Raw genomic sequence first — 17938 nt, forward strand, 5'->3', positions numbered from 1 at the left:
AAACGATTCCACGGACTCACAAGGAGGTGGTCCGGCGATGGCGAGCATCAAGGACGTCGCCGCCGAGGCGGGGGTCTCCGTCGCCACGGTGTCGCGCGTCCTGAACGACCACCCGTCGGTCAGCGCCGAGGCACGCACCCGTGTGCTGGCCGCCGTCGAGGCGCTGGGCTACCGCCCGAACGCCGTCGCCCGGTCCCTGCGCACCGACCAGACCCACACCCTCGGCCTGGTCATCAGCGACGTACTCAACCCGTACTTCACCCATCTGGCCCGCTCCGTCGAGGAGGAGGCCCGCGCCCTCGGCTACAGCGTGATCATCGGCAACGCCGACGAGCGGCCCGACCTCCAGGACCACCATGTGCGCAACCTGCTGGACCGGCGGATCGACGGACTGCTCGTCTCCCCGACGGACGGCGGGTCGCCGCTCATGCTGGACGCCGCACGGGCCGGCACCCCGATGGTCTTCGTCGACCGGTGGATCGCGGGCGTCGACGTACCCGTCGTACGCTCCGACGGCTGCGCCGCCGTCCACGATCTGGTCCGTCATCTGCACGGGCTGGGCCACCGGCGGCTCGCGATCATCGCCGGTCCGGCGGCGACCACGACCGGCCGTGAGCGTGTCGAGGCCTTCCGCGAGGCCCTGGCCGAGTACGGGCTTCCCCTCCCGGACGCCTACATCGGCCAGGGCGACTTCCAGGCGGAGAGCGGACGGCGCGCCACCGAGGCGTTCCTCGACCTGCCCGAGCCGCCCGAGGTCGTCTTCGCCGCAGACAACCTGATGGCGCTCGGCGCCCTGGACGCCATCCGGGCGCGCGGGCTGCGGGTGCCGGACGACATCGCGCTCGCCGCGTTCGACGACATCCCGTGGTTCGTGCACACCGATCCGCCGATCACCGCGATCGCCCAGCCCACGGGCCGGCTGGGACGCGCCGCCGTGCGCGCGCTGGTCGACCGCATCGAGGGGCGGCACCCCGAGTCCGTCACCCTCCCCGCCCGTCTCGTCGTACGCCGCTCGTGCGGCGAGCCGCCTGCACAGGCCCCCGCTGTGCAGTTCCCCGTACAAAGGAGCCAGTCGTGAGCAACCCGGACGAGTTGCTGCGCATCGAAGGCATACGCAAGACCTTCCCCGGCGTGGTCGCGCTGGACGGCGTCGACTTCGATCTGCGCCGCGGCGAGGTGCACGTGCTGCTCGGTGAGAACGGCGCGGGCAAGAGCACCCTCATCAAGATGCTCTCCGGCGCCTACCGCCCCGACGCCGGCCGGATCCTGGTCGGCGGCGAGGAGGTGCGCATCCACGGTGCGCAGGACTCCGAGCGCCTCGGGATCGCCACCATCTACCAGGAGTTCAACCTCGTTCCCGACCTGACCGTCGCCGAGAACATCTTCCTGGGCCGCCAGCCGCGCCGCTTCGGCATGATCGACCGCAAGAAGATGGAGGCGGACGCCGCCGAACTCCTCGAACGCGTCGGCGTGCACGTGTCGCCCCGCGCGCGGGTGCGTGAACTGGGCATCGCCCGGCTCCAGATGGTCGAGATCGCGAAGGCGCTCAGCCTGAACGCGCGCGTGCTCATCATGGACGAGCCGACGGCCGTGCTCACCTCCGAAGAGGTCGAGAAGCTGTTCGCCATCGTGCGCTCACTGCGCGAGGACGGCGTCGGCATCGTCTTCATCACCCACCATCTGGAGGAGATCGCCGCTCTCGGGGACCGGGTGACCGTGATCCGCGACGGCAGGAGCGTCGGGCAGGTGCCCGCCTCCACGCCCGAGGACGAGCTCGTGCGCCTCATGGTGGGACGGTCGATCGAGCAGCAGTACCCACGCGAACGGCCGGACACCGGCACGGCGTTGCTCACCGTCGAGGGGCTCACCCGGGACGGGGTCTTCCACGACGTGTCGTTCGAGGTGCGGGCCGGTGAGGTCGTCGGCATCGCGGGGCTGGTGGGGGCCGGCCGTACGGAGGTCGTACGGGCCGTGTTCGGCGCCGATCCCTATGACCGGGGAGCCGTGCGCGTCGCCGGCACTCAGGTGCGCCGGTACGACGTGAACGCCGCGATGGCGGCCGGGATCGGGCTCGTGCCCGAGGACCGCAAGGGTCAGGGCCTCGTGCTGGACGCGTCCATCGAGGAGAACCTCGGGCTCGTGACCATGCGGGCCGCGACCCGCGGCGGGCTCGTCGACCGCAAGGGGCAGCACGCCGCCGCGGCCGAGGTCGCCGAGCAGCTCCGCGTGCGGATGGCCGGTCTCGGCCAGCACGTGCGCACGCTCTCCGGTGGCAACCAGCAGAAGGTCGTCATCGGCAAGTGGCTCCTGGCGAACACCAAGGTGCTCATCCTCGACGAGCCGACGCGCGGTATCGACGTCGGCGCCAAGGTCGAGATCTACCAGCTGATCAACGAACTCACGGCCGCGGGCGCCGCCGTCCTGATGATCTCCAGCGATCTGCCCGAGGTGCTCGGCATGAGCGACCGGGTGCTGGTCATGGCCCAGGGCCGGATCGCGGGCGAACTGACCGCCGACGAGGCGACGCAGGACTCCGTCATGGCGCTCGCCGTCAGCACACCCACCACGTCTGTGAACGAAATGGAGGCCACCCGTGGCCACTGACACGCTCAAGAGCACAGCGGGCGCCGGTGGCGCCGCGGGGGTCCGCAGACTCCTGCTCGACAACGGCGCGCTCACCGCGCTGATCGTCCTCGTCGTCGCGATGTCGGCGCTGTCCGGCGACTTCCTGACGACCGACAACCTCCTGAACATCGGCGTCCAGGCGGCCGTCACGGCCATCCTCGCCTTCGGCGTCACCTTCGTGATCGTCTCGGCGGGCATCGACCTGTCGGTGGGTTCGGTCGCCGCGCTGTCGGCCACCGTCCTGGCCTGGAGCGCCACGTCGGCGGGCGTCCCCGTCGCGATAGCGGTGATCCTGGCGATCGCGACCGGACTCGCCGCCGGACTCGTCAACGGCGTCCTGATCTCGTACGGGAAGCTCCCGCCGTTCATCGCGACGCTCGCCATGCTGTCGGTGGGCCGCGGTCTGTCGCTGGTCATCTCGCAGGGCTCCCCGATCGCGTTCCCGAACTCGGTGTCGCACCTCGGTGACACGCTGGGCGGCTGGCTGCCCGTGCCGGTCCTCGTCATGGTCGTCATGGGCCTGATCACCGCGTTCGTCCTCGGTCGTACGTACATCGGCCGCTCCATGTACGCGATCGGCGGCAACGAGGAAGCGGCCCGTCTGTCGGGTCTGCGGGTGAAGAAGCAGAAGATCGCGATCTACGCGCTGTCGGGTCTGTTCGCCGCGGCCGCGGGCATCGTGCTCGCCGCGCGCCTGTCCTCCGCGCAGCCGCAGGCCGCCAACGGCTACGAGCTGGACGCGATCGCCGCGGTCGTCATCGGCGGCGCCTCCCTCGCGGGCGGCACCGGCAAGGCGTCGGGCACGCTGATCGGCGCGCTGATCCTGGCGGTGCTGCGCAACGGCCTCAACCTCCTGTCGGTGTCCGCCTTCTGGCAGCAGGTCGTCATCGGTGTCGTGATCGCCCTGGCGGTGCTCCTCGACACCGTGCGCCGCAAGGCCGGGACCACCCCGGTGGCCGCCGGCACCTCGCCGGGCGGCCGGGCCCGGCAGACTCTGACGTACGCGCTCGCGGCCGTGGTCGCGGTGGCCGTGGTGGGCGGGATGTCCTTCCTGCACGGCGGCTCGTCCTCCACGACGCCGAAGGTGGGCCTGTCGCTGTCCACCCTCAACAACCCCTTCTTCGTGCAGATCAAGCAGGGCGCGCAGGCGGAGGCGAAGAAGCTGGGCGTCGACCTGACCGTCACGGACGCGCAGAACGACGCCTCGCAGCAGGCCAACCAGCTGCAGAACTTCACCAGCTCGGGCCTCGGCGCCATCGTCGTCAACCCGGTGGACTCGGACGCCGCGGCCCCGGCGGTGCGGGCCGCGAACAAGGCGGGCGTCCCCGTCGTGGGCGTCGACCGCGGCGTCAACAAGGCGAAGACGGCCGCGCTGGTCGCCTCCGACAACGTCGAGGGCGGCAAGCTGGGCGCCAAGGCGCTGGCCGAGAAGCTCGGCGGCAAGGGCAAGATCGTCATCCTGCAGGGTCTGGCCGGGACGTCCGCGAGCCGTGAGCGCGGCGCGGGCTTCGCGGAGGGCCTGAAGGCCTACCCGGGCATCCAGGTCGTCGCCGAGCAGCCCGCCGACTTCGACCGCACCAAGGGCCTCGACGTGATGACGAACCTGCTCCAGGCCCACCCGGACATCCAGGGCGTCTTCGCCGAGAACGACGAGATGGCGCTCGGCGCGATCAAGGCGCTGGGGTCGAAGGCCGGGAAGTCCGTCCAGGTCGTCGGCTTCGACGGTGAGCCGGACGGACTCGCCGCGGTCAAGGCGGGCACGCTGTATGCGTCGGTGGCGCAGCAGCCCTCGCAGCTGGGCCGGATCGCGATCGACAACGCGCTGCGGGCCGCTGAGGGCAAGAAGGTCGAGGAAACGGTCATGGTGCCGGTGAAGGTGGTGACCAAGGAGAACGTGGCCGGGTTCACCGGCTGATCCGCACCGTCCGGTCGCCACGGCGGCGGGCCGCGCAGCACGCGCGGCCCGCGGCCGTGGCACCGGATTCACCGCTTTGTCGTATCCACGGGGATCCGTTGGGATCCGTCGGGATCCGTTGGGAGACAGTTCATGTACGACTACGACCTCCTGGTCGTGGGTTCGGCCAACGCCGACCTGGTGATCGGGGTCGAGCGGCGGCCCGCGGCCGGGGAGACCGTGCTCGGCTCCGACCTGGCCGTCCACCCGGGCGGCAAGGGCGCGAACCAGGCGGTGGCCGCCGCCCGCCTCGGTGCCCGTACGGCGCTGCTGGCCCGGGTCGGTGACGACGCGCACGGACGGCTGCTGCTGGACGCGCAGCGCGCGGCGGGCGTCGACACGGTGGGGGTCCTGGTCGGCGGGGCGCCCACGGGGGTCGCGCTGATCACGGTGGACCCGTCGGGGGACAACAGCATCGTGGTCTCCCCGGGCGCCAACGGGCGGCTCGCCCCCGAGGACGTACGGGCCGCGCAGAGCCTGCTGCACGCCTCCCGGGTGGTGTCGGCGCAACTGGAGATCCCGCTGGAGACGGTCGAGGAGGTCGTACGGAACCTGCCGTCCGGTACCCGGTTCGTGCTGAACCCGTCGCCGCCGAGGCCACTGCCCGCCGAGGTGCTGGCGGCCTGTGACCCGCTGATCGTGAACGAGCACGAGGCACGGGTCATCGCGGGCGACGAACTGGGCGGGGCGCCCGAGGACTGGGCGCGGGCGCTGCTGGCGCTCGGCCCCCGCTCGGTGGTGGTGACGCTGGGCGCGGAGGGGGCGCTGGTGGCGGCCGACGACGCCATGACGCGCATCCCCTCCGTGAAGGTGGACGCCGTCGACACGACGGGCGCGGGCGACGCGTTCACGGCGGCGCTGGCCTGGCGGCTGGGCACGGGTACGGCGCTGCCGGAGGCGGCGGCGTACGCGGCGCGGGTGGGGGCGGCGGCGGTCACGCGCCCCGGGGCTCAGGAGTCCTACCCCACCGCCGAGGAGGTCGACGCCCTGTGCTGTGCCGGCGTGGGGGACGCCCCCCAGGCCGGCGGGCGAGACGGCGAGCCGGGAGCGTCCCTGCGAGGTGGGTCCCTGTGAAGAAGGCCGGAATTCTGAACCGTCATCTCGCGGGCGCACTGGCCGAGTTGGGGCACGGGCACGGGGTCCTGATATGCGACGCGGGCATGCCGATCCCGGCGGGCCCCCGGGTCGTGGACCTGGCGTTCCGCGCCGGGGTGCCGTCCTTCGCGGAGGTCCTGGACGGTCTGCTTCAGGAGCTGGTGGTGGAGGGCGCCACGGCCGCGCACGAGGTGCGGGACGCCAACCCGCAGGCCACGGCGCTGCTTCAGGCCCGCTTCCCGGACCTCGAGCTGGTCCCGCACGAGAAGCTGAAGCGGCTCACGGCCGACGCCCACCTGGTGGTCCGCACCGGCGAGGCCCGCCCGTACGCGAACGTACTCCTGCGCTGCGGCGTCTTCTTCTGAACCGGCCGCTCCGCCCGAGAGACCCCGAGATACTTCGAGGGGCCCGGTCACTGCCCGGGCCCCTCGGCTTCCCCCCACCCCGCCAGAACCCCCGTGATCCCCCCAGATCCCCCCGGGGAGTCCTGACTCCCCTTACGACACGCAGAGAGCGGCAAGGGTTGCACCGTTCGCCGAGAAATTTTCCGCCGACCCCCGTGCGGGCGGCGCGGGCGGCGCAAGCCTGACTGGCACGGGCTGTGGACGGGGGCGATGATGGATGAAGAGAAGAAGGTGATGGATCACGAACGACCGTGAGCCGGACAAGGCAGACTCCCCCTCGCCGAAGGCGCCCGCTCCGGAGCGGACGTCGGCCCCCGAGGCCATGCGGAGCGCGGCTGCGCAGCTGACCGAGCTGCTCGGGCGGGCTCCTCAGTCCGTTTCGGCGCTGAGGCCGACGGATCAGGGCTGGGAGGCCCTCATCGAGGTCCTCGAGCTGGAGCGCGTTCCGGACACGAGCAGCGTCATGGCCAGCTACAGGGTCGTTCTGGACCCCGCGGGCAATCTGATGGGCTACGAACGCGTACGCCGCTACACCCGCGCGCAGGTCGACAAAGAGGGCCGCTGACAGCGGCCGACGCCCTTCGCTTGAAGGGGAAGATTGTGACTGTAGTGCCGCAGGGCGGTGGTCTGCCGGCCGGCGGGGGCGGCGGAGGCTCGGGCAACCTCTACGACGTACTGGAACTGGTCCTCGACCGGGGCCTGGTCATCGACGCGTTCGTACGGTTGTCCCTCATCGGTATCGAGATCCTGAAGGTCGACGCACGCGTCGTCGTGGCGAGCGTGGACACCTATCTGCGCTTCGCCGAGGCTTGCAACCGACTGGATCTGGAGTCGGGCCGCAAGGCCCCCGCGACGTTGACCGACATCACCCAGAGCGTCACCGAGGGTGGTGCCCGGGGCAAGAGCAAGGGTGCGCTGACCGGCGCGGTGGAGGCGTTCACGGAATCGCTCCAGAAGGGGAGCAAGGAGCGCGAGAGGGAACACGAGCACGTCGAACGCGACTCGGGCCGCCGTTCCTCGAAGGACCGGGAGGAGTGAGCGGGCCGATGTCGCTGTACGTGTACGCGATCACCAAGGACTCGCATCCGCTGGATCTGGACGGGGTCAAGGGCGTGGGTGAGGCCCCCGCCGAGCTGCACGCCGTCCACAGCGGTTCGCTCTGCGCCGTCGTCAGTGACGCCCCCGAGGACCTGTCGGTCGCGCGCCGGGACCTGGAGGCGCACAACGAGGTCCAGGGACGTCTGTGGGCCGGCGGCAGCATCCTGCCGCTCGGCTTCGGGTACGTCGCGGAGAACGAGGACGCCGTACGCGCGGTGCTGGAGGCGCGGGCGGAGGAGTTCTCCCGGCGTCTGGACGAGCTCACCGGGCGGGCGGAGATCAACATCAAGGGCGTCTGGCAGGAGGACGCGCTGCTGCGCACCATCCTCGAGGAGTCCGACCAGGTCCGGGCGCTGAGCGAGCGGACCCGCGAGGGCGGGAGCTACGACGACCGGCTGGCGCTCGGTCAGCTCGTGGCCCAGGAGGTACAGAACCGTCAGGACGCGCTGGCCGAGGAGGTCGTCGCCGCCCTGCGTCCGCTCGCAGTGTCCGAGAAGACCTCCCCGCCCTCCAAGCAGTACTTCGTGAACGCGTCCTTCCTGGTGGAGGGGGAGCGGACGGAGGAGTTCACGCGAACCGGGCAGGAACTGGCCGAACGCCTCGGAGAGGGCATCGAGCTGCGGGTACGGGGGCCGCTGCCGCCGTACAGCTTCGCCTGAGCGTTGCGATCGACCGGCCCGGACGGCATGAGGAGGCGCTGTGGGAGGACTGGTCACGGGGATCCTGGGGCTGCCGCTCGCCCCGTTCAAGGGCATCGGCTGGGTGCTCGACAAGGTCGTCCAGAACGCGGAGCAGGAATACTACGACCCGGCTCCCATCCAGGAGGAGCTGATCAACCTGGAGCAGGCGCGGACCGAGGGCCGTATCGGCGAGGAGGAGTTCGCGCAGCGCGAGGAGGCGCTGCTGCACCGCCTGGAGGAGATCAGGGCCTACCACCTGCGGCGTGCGCAGGGCGGGCCGTGACGGTCGGCGAAAGAAAGAAGACGGAACCATGAACAACGCCAAGATCGGCGCGGCTGTTGTCGGCGGCTACCTGCTGGGCCGGACGAAGAAGGGCAAGCTCGCCCTGAGCCTGGGGGCGGCGCTGGCCGGGTCGCGGATGAGGCCCGGGCAGGTCGGCAAACTGCTCCAGGACTCCCCCGTTCTCGGCAACGTCAGCAAGCAGGTGCGCGGTGAACTGGCGAGCGCGGGAAAGGCCGCGGCCACCACCGTGCTGTCGGCGAAGGCCGAGAGCCTGGCCGACGCCCTGCACGAACGCACCGTGGGGCTGAAGGAGAAGGCGCACGGCGAGGGCGGGCGCAGCCGGGACGAGGAAGCCCGCGACCAGGAAGGCGCGGACGAGGAGGACCGGGACGAGGGCGACCGGGACGACGGAAGCCGGGGAGAGCGTCGGAGCGGAGCAGGGGAGGAGCCGGGTCGCCGGGGCAAGGGGCGTGAGAAGCAGGCGAAGAGCGGGTCCGCACGATCAAGGAGGCCGGACGATGGTTGAGGGCACCCTCAACAAGGTTCGCGATCAGGTGCAGGGGAACCCTGGCGCGGACCGGCTGAAGGAAGAGCTGGAGAACTACCTGCAGGCCCGGCTCCAGGTGATGCTCGAGGGCATGGGCGAGCGGCTGGGTGAGGGGGCGCGCCGGCTGGCGGAGACGCACGTCGGTCCCGGCATGTTGTCCAAGCTCGCCCTCAAAGGCGGCAAGAGGCTCCTCGGAGGCGGAGGCGGAGGCGGAGGCGACGGCGCGGGAGCGGGCGGGATGCTGTCCCAGGCGAAGGACACGCTGCTCGGCAAGGCCAAGGAGGCGGTGGGCGGAGGCGGCAAGGGCAAGCCCGGCGGCCCGCAGCGCGGGCTGACCATCATCGAGGACGTCGACGTGGGCGTGCCCGTGCGCGAGGCCTACAACCAGTGGACGCAGTTCCCGGACTTCGAACGGTTCGCCAAGGGTGTCGAGGACGTCCGGCGGGAGGACGAGACAACGACCCACTGGCAGGCGAAGATCGCCAAGTCACGTCGTCAGTGGCGGGGCGTCGTGACCGAGCAGGTGCCCGACGAGCGCATCGCCTGGACCACCGAGGGCCCCAAGGGCACGAACAAGGGCGTCGTCACCTTCCACCCGCTCGGCGACAACCTCACCAAGGTGCTGCTCGTCCTGCAGTACTACCCCAAGGGCCTGTTCGAGAAGACGGGCAGCCTGTGGCGCGCACAGGGGCGGCGGGTGCGGCTCGATCTCAAGCTCTACCGCTCGTTCGTCATGTCCCGCGGTGAGGCCACCGGCGCTTGGCGCGGCGAGGTCCGCGACGGGGAGGTGGTCCGCAGCTCCGAGGAGGTCGAGCGCGAGGAAGAGGCGGAGAAGGAGGGCCGCGGGGAGCGCGAAGAGGAGCCCGAGGAGCGGGAAGAGGAGCCCGAGGAGCGCCGCCCGGACGAGGAAGAGGACGAGGAAGAAGAGGAAGACAGAGAAGAGGGACGTCGGGGACGCCGCGACGGGGACGAAGAGGACGAGGAAGAAGAGGAGCCCGACTCCAGCTACGAGGAGGACGACGAGCGGGAGGAGGACGAGGACGAGGACGAACAACCCGACGACCGCTACGACGAGAGGGAGGCATCCGAAGGGCGCCGGCGCCGCGGATAGTCGCGGGCGCCGGGGTGCGCGAGCCCGCGGGTCTTCGCGTCGCCGCCGTCGGGTGCTCAAGGAAACGAGGTCGAGTGTGCCGTGTCCGAGCCCGCCGTTCCCGCGTCGCGGCCCCTGACCCCCTACAGCCAGGGGTCCTCCGGCGCGAACCTGGCCGACATCCTTGAACGCGTGCTCGACAAGGGCATCGTGATCGTCGGCGACATCAAGATCAATCTCCTCGACATCGAGTTGCTCACCATCAAACTCCGGCTTCTGGTCGCGTCCGTGGACAAGGCCCGGGAGATCGGCATCGACTGGTGGGAGCACGACCCGGCGCTGTCCTCCCGCGCGGACGGCCGACGCAGCCTGAAGGAGCAGAACGAGCGGCTGCGGTCCGAGGTGGAGGAACTGCGCAAACAGCTCGCCAGCTCCCCGACGCCCGAGCTGTCCGAAGGCAGGTCCGCCCGCCGCCGGCCGCGGGAGGACCGCGACACCGAACGGGAGCCGCGACGGGACCGCGACACCGAACGGGAGCCGCGACGGGACCGCGACACCGAACGAGAGCCGCGCACCGAACCCCGGCGCACCAGGCGCAGGACCGATGAGGACGAGGACCGGAGCTGAGGACGGTGGACGAGCAGCTGTGCTACGCGTATGCCGTACTGGGGGCGTCGGCCCTGGACGAGACGGCGCTCGCGCCTGTCCGGGGCGTGGCGGACGCCCCCGTCACCCTGGTCCGCCACGGTCAGGTGGCGGCCGCGGTCAGCGCGGTGCCCGCGGCCGAGTTCTCGGAGGCGGCCCTGAAGGCCGGCCTGGAGGATCTGCGGTGGCTGGAGGCGACGGCCCGGGCGCACCACTTCGTGATCGAGACCCTCGCCGGGCACACCACGGTCCTTCCCCTGCGGCTGGCCACCGTCTACCTGGACGAGAGCCGGGTACGGGAGATGCTGGCCGGGCGGGAGGCGGAGTTCGCCGCTCTCCTCGACCGGCTCGCCGCGCACGTGGAGTGGGGCGTGAAGGTCTACGTCGAGGCGCCGCCGGAGCCCTCGCCCGCCCAGGCGCCCACCGGCGCCCCGGCGGCCGAGGAGAACCCGGGGAAGGCGTATCTGCGCAGCCGTCGGCACCATCGGCAGGCACGCGAGGACGCCTGGCGGCTCGCCGAGGAGGCCGTGCGGCGGACCGAGCAGGAGGCCAGGGGCCTGGCGGTGGAGCGCACCCGGCACCGGCCGCAGCAGGGGGGCCTCGCGCGGGTGCCGGGCGAGAACATCGCCAACGACGCCTATCTGGTCCCGCGCCGGCTGTCCGAGGAGTTCCGCGACCGGATGCTGCACGCCGCCGACGGCCTGCCCGGGATCCGCGTGGACGTCACCGGGCCGTGGGCGCCGTACTCCTTCACCGCGCCGCTCGCGCCCGACGCGCGGGAAGGGGCCGGGCAGCGGTGAGCGAGTACGGCCCGTACGACGACCGCCCGGTCGCCCAGCCGCAGGTGGCGTTGATCGACCTGCTGGACCGGCTGCTGAGCGGCGGTGTGGTGCTCACCGGCGATCTCGTGCTGTCCATCGCCGACGTGGACCTGGTGCGGATCTCGCTGCGCGCGGTGATCGTCGCGATCCGCGAGGAGCTGGACGCGGAGTGGGCGACGTTCCTGCCCCCGGGACACTCCGCACTTCCGGTCTACGGGAGCCACGGTGACGGGCCCGGCTGACGGCCCGCGCACGGACCGGCTGCGGGAGGTGGCCCAGGCCGCGACCCGGGCGTTCTCGCTGCTGCCCGCCCGCCCGGACGAGGTCCCCCCGCCGTCCGCCGACCGGGGCGGGGGCGTCGCGCGCCGGCTGCACGCCGACCCGGAGACGGTAGAGCGGGACCTTGTCAAACTGGTCCTCACCATCGTCGAGTTGCTGCGCCAGCTGATGGAGCGGCAGGCCCTGCACCGCGTCGACGAGGGCGGCCTCACCGAGGAGCAGGAGGAACGGCTCGGACTGACCCTGATGCTCCTGCACGACCGGATGGCCGACCTGTGCGACCAGTACGGCCTCACCATGGCCGACCTCAACATCGACCTGGGTCCGCTGGGCACGCTGCTTCCGCCGTGAGAGCCTGTGGGCGGACCGGGCCGCGCGGGCCCGGCCCACCCGGGGGCGTCACCGGATCACGTGCTCCACGAACCGCGCCACCGTCTCCGCGAGGACCTCCCGGCCGTCCCGCGCCCACAGCCCGTCGTTGAACAGCTCGACCTCGATGGGACCGGTGTAGCCCGCGGCTTCCACGTATCCCTTCCACTCGCGCATGTCGATCGCGCCGTCGCCGATCTGCCCGCGGCCGTTGAGGACGCCCTCCGGCAACGGGGTGGTCCAGTCGGCGAGCTGGAAGGTGTGGATGCGGCCGCCGACGCCCGCGCGGGCGATCTGTTCGGGGGCCGTGTCGTCCCACCAGATGTGGTACGTGTCCACCGTGACGCCCACCTGTTCCGCCGGGAATCGCTCGGCCAGGTCGAGGGCCTGGGCCAGGGTCGAGACCACACAGCGGTCAGAGGCGTACATCGGGTGGAGCGGCTCGATGGCCAGTCGCACACCGCGCTCGGCCGCGTACGGGCCCAGTTCCGCGAGCGCGTCCGCGATCCGCTCGCGCGCCCCGCGCAGGTCCTTGGAGCCGGCCGGCAGCCCGCCCGAGACCAGGACCAGGGTGTCCGTGCCCAGCGTGGCCGCCTCGTCGACCGCCCGGCGGTTGTCGTCGAGGGCGCGCGCCCGCTCGTCGGGGTCGATCGCGGTGAGGAAGCCGCCCCGGCACAGGGTCGTCACCGTCAGCCCGGCGTCACGGACCAGCTTCGCCGTGGCCTCCAGGCCGTGGGACTGCACGGGCTCCCGCCACAGGCCCACGCCCCGCACACCCGACTCCTGGCAGGCATCGACCAGTTCGGGCACGGACAGCTGCTTCACCGTCATCTGGTTGATGGAGAACCGCTCCGGTGCCGTGCTCACTGGGCCACTCCGTACAGGGACAACAGCGTCTTCATGCGTGTCTCGGCCAACTCCGGGTTCGGCAACAGGCGCAGCCCGTCGGCGAGTTCGTACGCCTTCGCGAAGTGCGGCAGCGAGCGCGCCGACTGCAGGCCGCCGACCATCGTGAAGTGCTCCTGGTGGCCCGCGAGCCAGGCCAGGAAGACCACACCCGTCTTGTAGAAGCGGGTGGGCTCCTGGAACAGGTGGCGGGACAGCTCCACCGTGGGGTCGAGGAGTTCCCGGAAACCCTTCACGTCACCGGTGTCCAGGACCCGTACCGCCTCGGCGGCCAGCGGGCCGAGCGGGTCGAAGATCCCGAGCAGGGCGTGGCTGAAGCCCTGCTCGTCGCCGGCGATCAGCTCCGGGTAGTTGAAATCGTCACCGGTGTAACAGCGCACGCCCTGCGGGAGGCGCCGGCGCAGGTCGACCTCGCGCCGGGCGTCGAGCAGGGAGATCTTGACGCCGTCCACCTTGTCCGGGTGGGCGGCGACGACCTCGAGGAACACGTCCGTGGCGGCGTCCAGGTCGCTGGAGCCCCAGTAGCCCTCCAATGCCGGGTCGAACATCGGGCCGAGCCAGTGCAGGACGACGGGTTCGGCGGCCTGGCGCAGCAGGTGGCCGTAGAGCTCCAGGTAGTCCTCGGGACCCTTCGCCGTGGCGGCCAGGGCGCGGGACGCCATGAGGATCGCCTGCGCGCCCGCCTCCTCCACCACGGCGAGCTGCTCCTCGTACGCCTTGCGGATCTCCTCCAGGGAGCCGGCGGCGAGCTGGTCGGTGCCGACCCCGCAGGCGATCCGCCCGCCGACCGCCTTGGCCTCCGCGGCGGACCGACGGATCAGCTCGGCCGCGCCCGCCCAGTCCAGGCCCATCCCGCGCTGCGCGGTGTCCATGGCCTCCGCGACGCCGAGCCCGTGCGACCACAGATGGCGGCGGAAGGCGAGCGTGGCATCCCAGTCGACCGCGGCGGGCGAGTCGGGGGACACGTCCGCGTACGGGTCGGCGACGACGTGCGCCGCGGAGAAGACCGTACGGGAGGTGAACGGCGTGCCGGAGGTGAGGGCGAGGGGCTCGCGGCGCGGCTCGTAGGCCCTGAGCCGCCCGCTCGCGTCGGGGAGGTGGACGGTCACAGGGAGATCTCCGGTACGTCGAGGCGGCGGCCCTCGGCCGAGGACTTCAGGCCCAGTTCGGCGAGCTGCACGCCGCGGGCGCCGGCCAGCAGGTCCCAGTGGTAGGGGGCGTCGGTGTAGACGTGCTTGAGGAACAGCTCCCACTGGGCCTTGAAGCCGTTGTCGAACTCGCCGTTGTCCGGGACCTCCTGCCACTGGTCGCGGAAGACCTCGGTGGCGGGGATGTCCGGGTTCCACACGGGCTTCGGGGTCGCCGAGCGGTGCTGCACGCGGCACTTGCGCAGTCCCGCGACCGCCGAGCCCTCCGTGCCGTCCACCTGGAACTCCACCAGTTCGTCGCGGTTGACGCGCACCGACCAGGAGGAGTTGATCTGGGCGATCGCGCCGCCTTCGAGTTCGAAGATGCCGTACGCGGCGTCGTCCGCCGTCGCGTCGTACGGCTTGCCGTTCTCGTCCCAGCGCTGCGGGATGTGGGTGGTCGCCAGGGCCTGTACGGACCTCACGCGGCCGAACAGCTCGTGCAGCACGTACTCCCAGTGCGGGAACATGTCGACAACGATGCCACCGCCGTCCTCGGCACGGTAGTTCCAGGAGGGACGCTGGGCGGGCTGCCAGTCGCCCTCGAACACCCAGTACCCGAACTCACCGCGCACCGAAAGGATCCGGCCGAAGAAGCCGCCGTCGATGAGCCGCTTCAGCTTCAGCAGGCCGGGCAGGAAGAGCTTGTCCTGGACGACGCCGTGCTTGACGCCCTTCTCATGGGCGAGGCGGGCCAGTTCCAGGGCGCCCTCCAGGCCGGTGGCCGTCGGCTTCTCGGTGTAGATGTGCTTGCCCGCCGAGATCGCCTTCTTGATCGACCCCTCGCGGGCGGAGGTGACCTGCGCGTCGAAGTAGATCTCGACGGTCGGGTCGGCGAGGACCGCGTCCACGTCCGTCGACCAGTGCTCCAGACCGTGCTGCTCGGCGAGCGCCCTCAGGGCGTGCTCGCGACGGCCGACGAGCACCGGCTCGGGCCACAGCACGACGCCGTCGCCCAGGTCGAGGCCGCCCTGCTCGCGGAGGGCCAGGATGGAACGGACGAGGTGCTGGCGGTAGCCCATGCGCCCCGTCACGCCGTTCATGGCGATTCGCACCGTCTTGCGTGTCACGTCAATCCCTTCGTACGCGTCCGGCGCCTCGTACGCTCCGGGGTGAGCGTGACAGCAAGCGCTTTCTATATACGAAGACGCTAGCCTCTGTGCGGCGGCTCGGACAAGACCGCCGGGCCGACGAGATGCACGTGTCCGCATACAGCGTCACACGAGGTGACACGACGGACACGGTGCCGTGAAGTCGGCCGGTCCGGGAGCGTGGAGTTGGTCGATCCGTCGAACACGGTGAACCGCAGGCCTGTACACGGGTGTCTGTAGAGCTGTAGATGGATCTCGGCGGATGTCAGTGGATGTCGGTGGACGGACACGACGGACGCCGCCGAGCACGACGGGTACGACGAGACACGCGACCGGAGGACGACGATGACGGTGACCCTGGCGGACGTGGCGGCGCGCGCACAGGTGTCGCCCGCCACCGTGTCGCGCGTGCTGAACGGGAACTATCCCGTGGCGGCGTCGACCCGGGAGCGGGTGCTGCGCGCGGTGGACGAGTTGGACTACGTCCTCAACGGCCCGGCGAGCTCGCTGGCGGCGGCCACCTCCGACCTGGTCGGGATCCTGGTCAACGACATCGCCGACCCCTTCTTCGGGATCATGGCGAGCGCGATCCAGTCGGAGATCGGTGGCCCGGGCGGACGGGCCGGCGGCGAACGGCTCGCCGTGGTGTGCAACACCGGCGGCTCGCCGGAGCGGGAGCTGACGTATCTGACGCTGCTGCAGCGGCAGCGGGCGGCGGCGGTGGTGCTCACCGGTGGCGCGGTGGAGGTCAGCGCGCATGTGGAGGCCGTGGGCGCGAAGCTGCGCAAGCTCGCGGCGGCGGGCACCCGGGTGGTGCTGTGCGGCCGGCCGCCGGAGCCCGAGGCGATCGCCCTCACCTTCGACAACCGCGGCGGCGGCCGGCAGCTCACCGAGCACCTGATCGGCCTCGGGCACCGGCGGCTCGGCTATATCGCCGGCCCGGAGGAGCGCACGACGACGCGGCACCGCCTGGAGGGTCACCGGGAGGCGCTGGCCGCCGCCGGGATCGAGGACGACCCGAAGCTGACGGTGCACGGCCGGTACGACCGCCGGGCCGGTTACGAGGCGACACTCGAACTCCTGCGCAGAGACCCGTCCCTCACGGCGATCGTGGCCGCGAACGACACGGTGGCGCTGGGCGCGTGCGCGGCCTTGCGCGATTCCGGGCTGCGCATCCCCGACGACGTGTCGGTGGCGGGCTTCGACGACCTCCCGTTCGCGATCGACGCGGTACCGGCCCTGACGACGGTCCGCCTCCCGCTCTCGGAGGCGGGGGCCCGCGCGGGCCGTATCGCGATGGGACGCGAGGAACCGCCGCCGGGCGGGATCGCGACGGTGCGGGGGGAATTGATGGTGCGGGGTTCGACGGCGGCGCCGCGGGGATAGGGCCGCGGCCGGCGTCGGGAGGGGCGGGCGGTCCCGTCCCGGCGCGCCACCCGTGGAAGCAGCCCCCGGCTTCCTTCCGGCTCGGCAGGGACATCGGCCCGACGCGCCCGGGTGTCGCCGACGGGCACTGCCCACAGGTGCCGAGTAGGGTCCGTATGCATGAAGCTCGCGTTCTCCACCCTCGGCGTCCCCGGTCTGCCCATACCCGACGTGGTCCACCTCGCGGCCACCCACGGCTACCACGGTGTCGAACTGCGCGCGCATCCCGACGAACCCGTGCACCCGGGCATCGCCCCCGCCGAACGGGTCGACGCGGCCGCCGCGTTCAAGGCGGCCGGTGTCGAGATCCTGGGGCTCGCGGGGTACGCACGCGTGGCCGCGCCCGGTGACGACGCGCCGGTCCTGGCGGAGATCCGCGACCTCCTCGACCTGGCCCGCGACGTGGGCGCCCCCTTCGTCCGCGTCTTCCCCGGCGGCGGCACCGAGCAGAGCCCTGAGGAGGCCGACGCGACGGCCGCCCGGCGCCTGGGCACCGCCGCCGAGTACGCCGCCGACGCCGGTGTACGGATCCTGCTGGAGACGCACGACTCGCACCGCACCGGCGCGGACGCCCTGCGCGTCCTCGGCACGGTCGGCCACCGGAACGCGGGCGCGCTGTGGGACGTGATGCACACCTGGCTGGGTGGCGAGCAGCCGCAGGAGACCTACGCGGCGCTGTCCCCGTACCTCGGCTACGTCCAGGTCAAGGACATCGCGTCCGCCGACGACACGACACCGCTGCCGCTGGGCTCCGGCGTCCTCCCGCTCGCCGAGTGCGTGGAGGTCCTCTCCCGTCACGGCTGGGACGGCTGGCTGTGCTGGGAGTACGAGAAGCGCTGGTACGAGTCGGCGACACCGCTGCCGGAGCTGCTGGGCGCGGGGCGGGAGCACCTGGGGCGGCTGCTCAACGAATCGGCGTAGGAAAGGGCCGGTGTCAGCGCGCCGTGAGCCTCGCGGAGCCGTCCAGGCACCACTCCAGCACCGCGGGCCGGGAGCCGTAGCCTGCGTCCAGGTCCAGGCGGGCTGTGCCGGGGATGATCTCGGTCCCGCTGCCGAGCGGTTCCCCGAAAGCCGTCTTCGCCCCCTTGGGGCAGTACGGGTCGGCGTCGCCCGCGGCGGTGCGGGTCGGGGCCGGGCAGGGTCAGGTCGTCGAGGGGCGGTGGGGTGAAGGCAGCCACCTCCCGGTGCCGGACGAGAACGGAGGCGACGGCGGGGCCACGAGCAGTGCCCCGTCCACCTCCAGCCCCTTCACCCACGGGCCACGGCGTGCAACCACAGCACGGCGGACGGGCTGTGGGCGACGACGACCCGCTCCGCGCTGCCGCCCGGCAGACCCGTCGAGGTGACGGCCCAGCTCCCCGAGCCACACGTCCAGTTCCGGATCGTCGGGGTCGGACAACTGCGGATACCCTCGAACGCCGCCGATCAGAGCCCCCTCC

General features: G+C 71.9%; 20 protein-coding genes. 17 read left to right on the forward strand and 3 right to left on the reverse strand.

All coding sequences use genetic code 11. The features are described 5' to 3' along the window. Positions 1-37 precede the first annotated feature (37 nt). The 15 genes from ACZ7L1_RS09195 to ACZ7L1_RS09265 all read left to right on the forward strand — a co-directional run bounded on the left by ACZ7L1_RS09195 (position 38) and on the right by ACZ7L1_RS09265 (position 11872). Complete coding sequence (locus ACZ7L1_RS09195; RefSeq protein WP_471435553.1) at positions 38-1078, forward strand: LacI family DNA-binding transcriptional regulator; 1041 nt, start codon at positions 38-40, stop codon at positions 1076-1078. Beyond that, positions 1075-2604, forward strand: coding sequence for a sugar ABC transporter ATP-binding protein (locus tag ACZ7L1_RS09200; protein ID WP_471435554.1), 1530 nt, complete (start codon positions 1075-1077; stop codon positions 2602-2604). Before ACZ7L1_RS09195 ends, ACZ7L1_RS09200 begins: the two co-directional genes overlap by 4 nt. Beyond that, positions 2594-4540: an ABC transporter permease/substrate-binding protein gene (locus ACZ7L1_RS09205; RefSeq protein ID WP_471435556.1), complete on the forward strand. Its 1947-nt coding sequence runs from the start codon at positions 2594-2596 to the stop codon at positions 4538-4540. The genes ACZ7L1_RS09200 and ACZ7L1_RS09205 overlap by 11 nt, the downstream gene beginning before the upstream one ends. A gap of 132 nt (positions 4541-4672) precedes the next feature. Then, positions 4673-5653: a ribokinase gene (locus ACZ7L1_RS09210; RefSeq protein WP_471435558.1), complete on the forward strand. Its 981-nt coding sequence runs from the start codon at positions 4673-4675 to the stop codon at positions 5651-5653. Further along, complete coding sequence (rbsD, locus tag ACZ7L1_RS09215) at positions 5650-6039, forward strand: D-ribose pyranase (RefSeq protein WP_471435559.1); 390 nt, start codon at positions 5650-5652, stop codon at positions 6037-6039. Before ACZ7L1_RS09210 ends, rbsD begins: the two co-directional genes overlap by 4 nt. 277 nt (positions 6040-6316) lie before the next feature. Further along, positions 6317-6643 (forward strand): gas vesicle protein GvpO, encoded by a 327-nt coding sequence (locus tag ACZ7L1_RS09220; RefSeq protein WP_471435903.1) that lies wholly within the window; start codon positions 6317-6319, stop codon positions 6641-6643. Between the two features lie 35 nt (positions 6644-6678). After that, positions 6679-7116 carry a gas vesicle structural protein GvpA gene (locus tag ACZ7L1_RS09225; protein WP_471435561.1) on the forward strand — a complete coding sequence of 146 codons (438 nt, stop codon included), beginning with the start codon at positions 6679-6681 and terminating at the stop codon, positions 7114-7116. Between the two features lie 8 nt (positions 7117-7124). Continuing rightward, positions 7125-7835: a GvpL/GvpF family gas vesicle protein gene (locus ACZ7L1_RS09230; RefSeq protein ID WP_471435562.1), complete on the forward strand. Its 711-nt coding sequence runs from the start codon at positions 7125-7127 to the stop codon at positions 7833-7835. 40 nt (positions 7836-7875) lie between these two features. Then, the gene (locus tag ACZ7L1_RS09235; RefSeq protein WP_471435564.1) at positions 7876-8139 is read left to right on the forward strand and encodes a gas vesicle protein GvpG; all 264 of its coding nucleotides are present in this window, start codon (positions 7876-7878) and stop codon (positions 8137-8139) included. A 28-nt stretch (positions 8140-8167) separates the two neighbouring features. After that, on the forward strand, positions 8168-8665 hold the full coding sequence (locus ACZ7L1_RS09240) for a hypothetical protein (RefSeq protein WP_471435565.1): 498 nt from the start codon (positions 8168-8170) through the stop codon (positions 8663-8665). Further along, complete coding sequence (locus tag ACZ7L1_RS09245; protein WP_471435567.1) at positions 8658-9797, forward strand: SRPBCC family protein; 1140 nt, start codon at positions 8658-8660, stop codon at positions 9795-9797. The genes ACZ7L1_RS09240 and ACZ7L1_RS09245 overlap by 8 nt, the downstream gene beginning before the upstream one ends. An 81-nt stretch (positions 9798-9878) precedes the next feature. Further along, positions 9879-10403, forward strand: coding sequence for a gas vesicle protein (locus ACZ7L1_RS09250; RefSeq protein ID WP_471435569.1), 525 nt, complete (start codon positions 9879-9881; stop codon positions 10401-10403). A gap of 5 nt (positions 10404-10408) precedes the next feature. Then, complete coding sequence (locus ACZ7L1_RS09255) at positions 10409-11221, forward strand: GvpL/GvpF family gas vesicle protein (RefSeq protein WP_471435570.1); 813 nt, start codon at positions 10409-10411, stop codon at positions 11219-11221. Then, positions 11218-11484 carry a gas vesicle protein gene (locus tag ACZ7L1_RS09260; protein WP_471435572.1) on the forward strand — a complete coding sequence of 89 codons (267 nt, stop codon included), beginning with the start codon at positions 11218-11220 and terminating at the stop codon, positions 11482-11484. The genes ACZ7L1_RS09255 and ACZ7L1_RS09260 overlap by 4 nt, the downstream gene beginning before the upstream one ends. After that, the gene (locus ACZ7L1_RS09265) at positions 11468-11872 is read left to right on the forward strand and encodes a gas vesicle protein K (protein WP_471435574.1); all 405 of its coding nucleotides are present in this window, start codon (positions 11468-11470) and stop codon (positions 11870-11872) included. The genes ACZ7L1_RS09260 and ACZ7L1_RS09265 overlap by 17 nt, the downstream gene beginning before the upstream one ends. 48 nt (positions 11873-11920) lie before the next feature. On the opposite strand, the gene ACZ7L1_RS09270 is transcribed toward ACZ7L1_RS09265, so the two are convergent. The 3 genes from ACZ7L1_RS09270 to ACZ7L1_RS09280 are packed head-to-tail and all read right to left on the reverse strand — an operon-like array spanning position 11921 to position 15053. Further along, positions 11921-12721 carry a sugar phosphate isomerase/epimerase family protein gene (locus ACZ7L1_RS09270; RefSeq protein ID WP_471435905.1) on the reverse strand — a complete coding sequence of 267 codons (801 nt, stop codon included), beginning with the start codon at positions 12719-12721 and terminating at the stop codon, positions 11921-11923. A gap of 32 nt (positions 12722-12753) precedes the next feature. Further along, positions 12754-13905 carry a dihydrodipicolinate synthase family protein gene (locus ACZ7L1_RS09275; RefSeq protein ID WP_471435575.1) on the reverse strand — a complete coding sequence of 384 codons (1152 nt, stop codon included), beginning with the start codon at positions 13903-13905 and terminating at the stop codon, positions 12754-12756. Continuing rightward, positions 13902-15053 (reverse strand): Gfo/Idh/MocA family protein, encoded by a 1152-nt coding sequence (locus ACZ7L1_RS09280; protein WP_471435576.1) that lies wholly within the window; start codon positions 15051-15053, stop codon positions 13902-13904. Before ACZ7L1_RS09280 ends, ACZ7L1_RS09275 begins: the two co-directional genes overlap by 4 nt. A 366-nt stretch (positions 15054-15419) precedes the next feature. Between ACZ7L1_RS09280 and ACZ7L1_RS09285 the strand changes: the two genes are divergently transcribed. Both ACZ7L1_RS09285 and ACZ7L1_RS09290 read left to right on the forward strand, forming a co-directional pair. Then, on the forward strand, positions 15420-16460 hold the full coding sequence (locus ACZ7L1_RS09285; protein WP_471435577.1) for a LacI family DNA-binding transcriptional regulator: 1041 nt from the start codon (positions 15420-15422) through the stop codon (positions 16458-16460). Positions 16461-16619: 159 nt separating this feature from the next. Further along, positions 16620-17420, forward strand: a complete 801-nt coding sequence (locus ACZ7L1_RS09290; RefSeq protein ID WP_471435579.1) for a sugar phosphate isomerase/epimerase family protein — start codon at positions 16620-16622, stop codon at positions 17418-17420. Positions 17421-17938 lie beyond the last annotated feature (518 nt).

The organism is Streptomyces sp. NPDC107546, assembly GCF_055639175.1.

What these genes read in the sequence shown, in the direction of transcription:
- ACZ7L1_RS09230 (WP_471435562.1), top strand. Translation starts at nt 7,125, where the DNA reads ATGTCGCTGTACGTGTACGCGATCACCAAGGACTCGCATCCGCTGGAT.
- ACZ7L1_RS09240 (WP_471435565.1), top strand. Translation starts at nt 8,168, where the DNA reads ATGAACAACGCCAAGATCGGCGCGGCTGTTGTCGGCGGCTACCTGCTG.
- ACZ7L1_RS09270 (WP_471435905.1), bottom strand. Translation starts at nt 12,721, where the DNA reads ATGACGGTGAAGCAGCTGTCCGTGCCCGAACTGGTCGATGCCTGCCAG.
- ACZ7L1_RS09245 (WP_471435567.1), top strand. Translation starts at nt 8,658, where the DNA reads ATGGTTGAGGGCACCCTCAACAAGGTTCGCGATCAGGTGCAGGGGAAC.
- ACZ7L1_RS09285 (WP_471435577.1), top strand. Translation starts at nt 15,420, where the DNA reads ATGACGGTGACCCTGGCGGACGTGGCGGCGCGCGCACAGGTGTCGCCC.
- ACZ7L1_RS09210 (WP_471435558.1), top strand. Translation starts at nt 4,673, where the DNA reads ATGTACGACTACGACCTCCTGGTCGTGGGTTCGGCCAACGCCGACCTG.
- ACZ7L1_RS09290 (WP_471435579.1), top strand. Translation starts at nt 16,620, where the DNA reads ATGAAGCTCGCGTTCTCCACCCTCGGCGTCCCCGGTCTGCCCATACCC.
- ACZ7L1_RS09195 (WP_471435553.1), top strand. Translation starts at nt 38, where the DNA reads ATGGCGAGCATCAAGGACGTCGCCGCCGAGGCGGGGGTCTCCGTCGCC.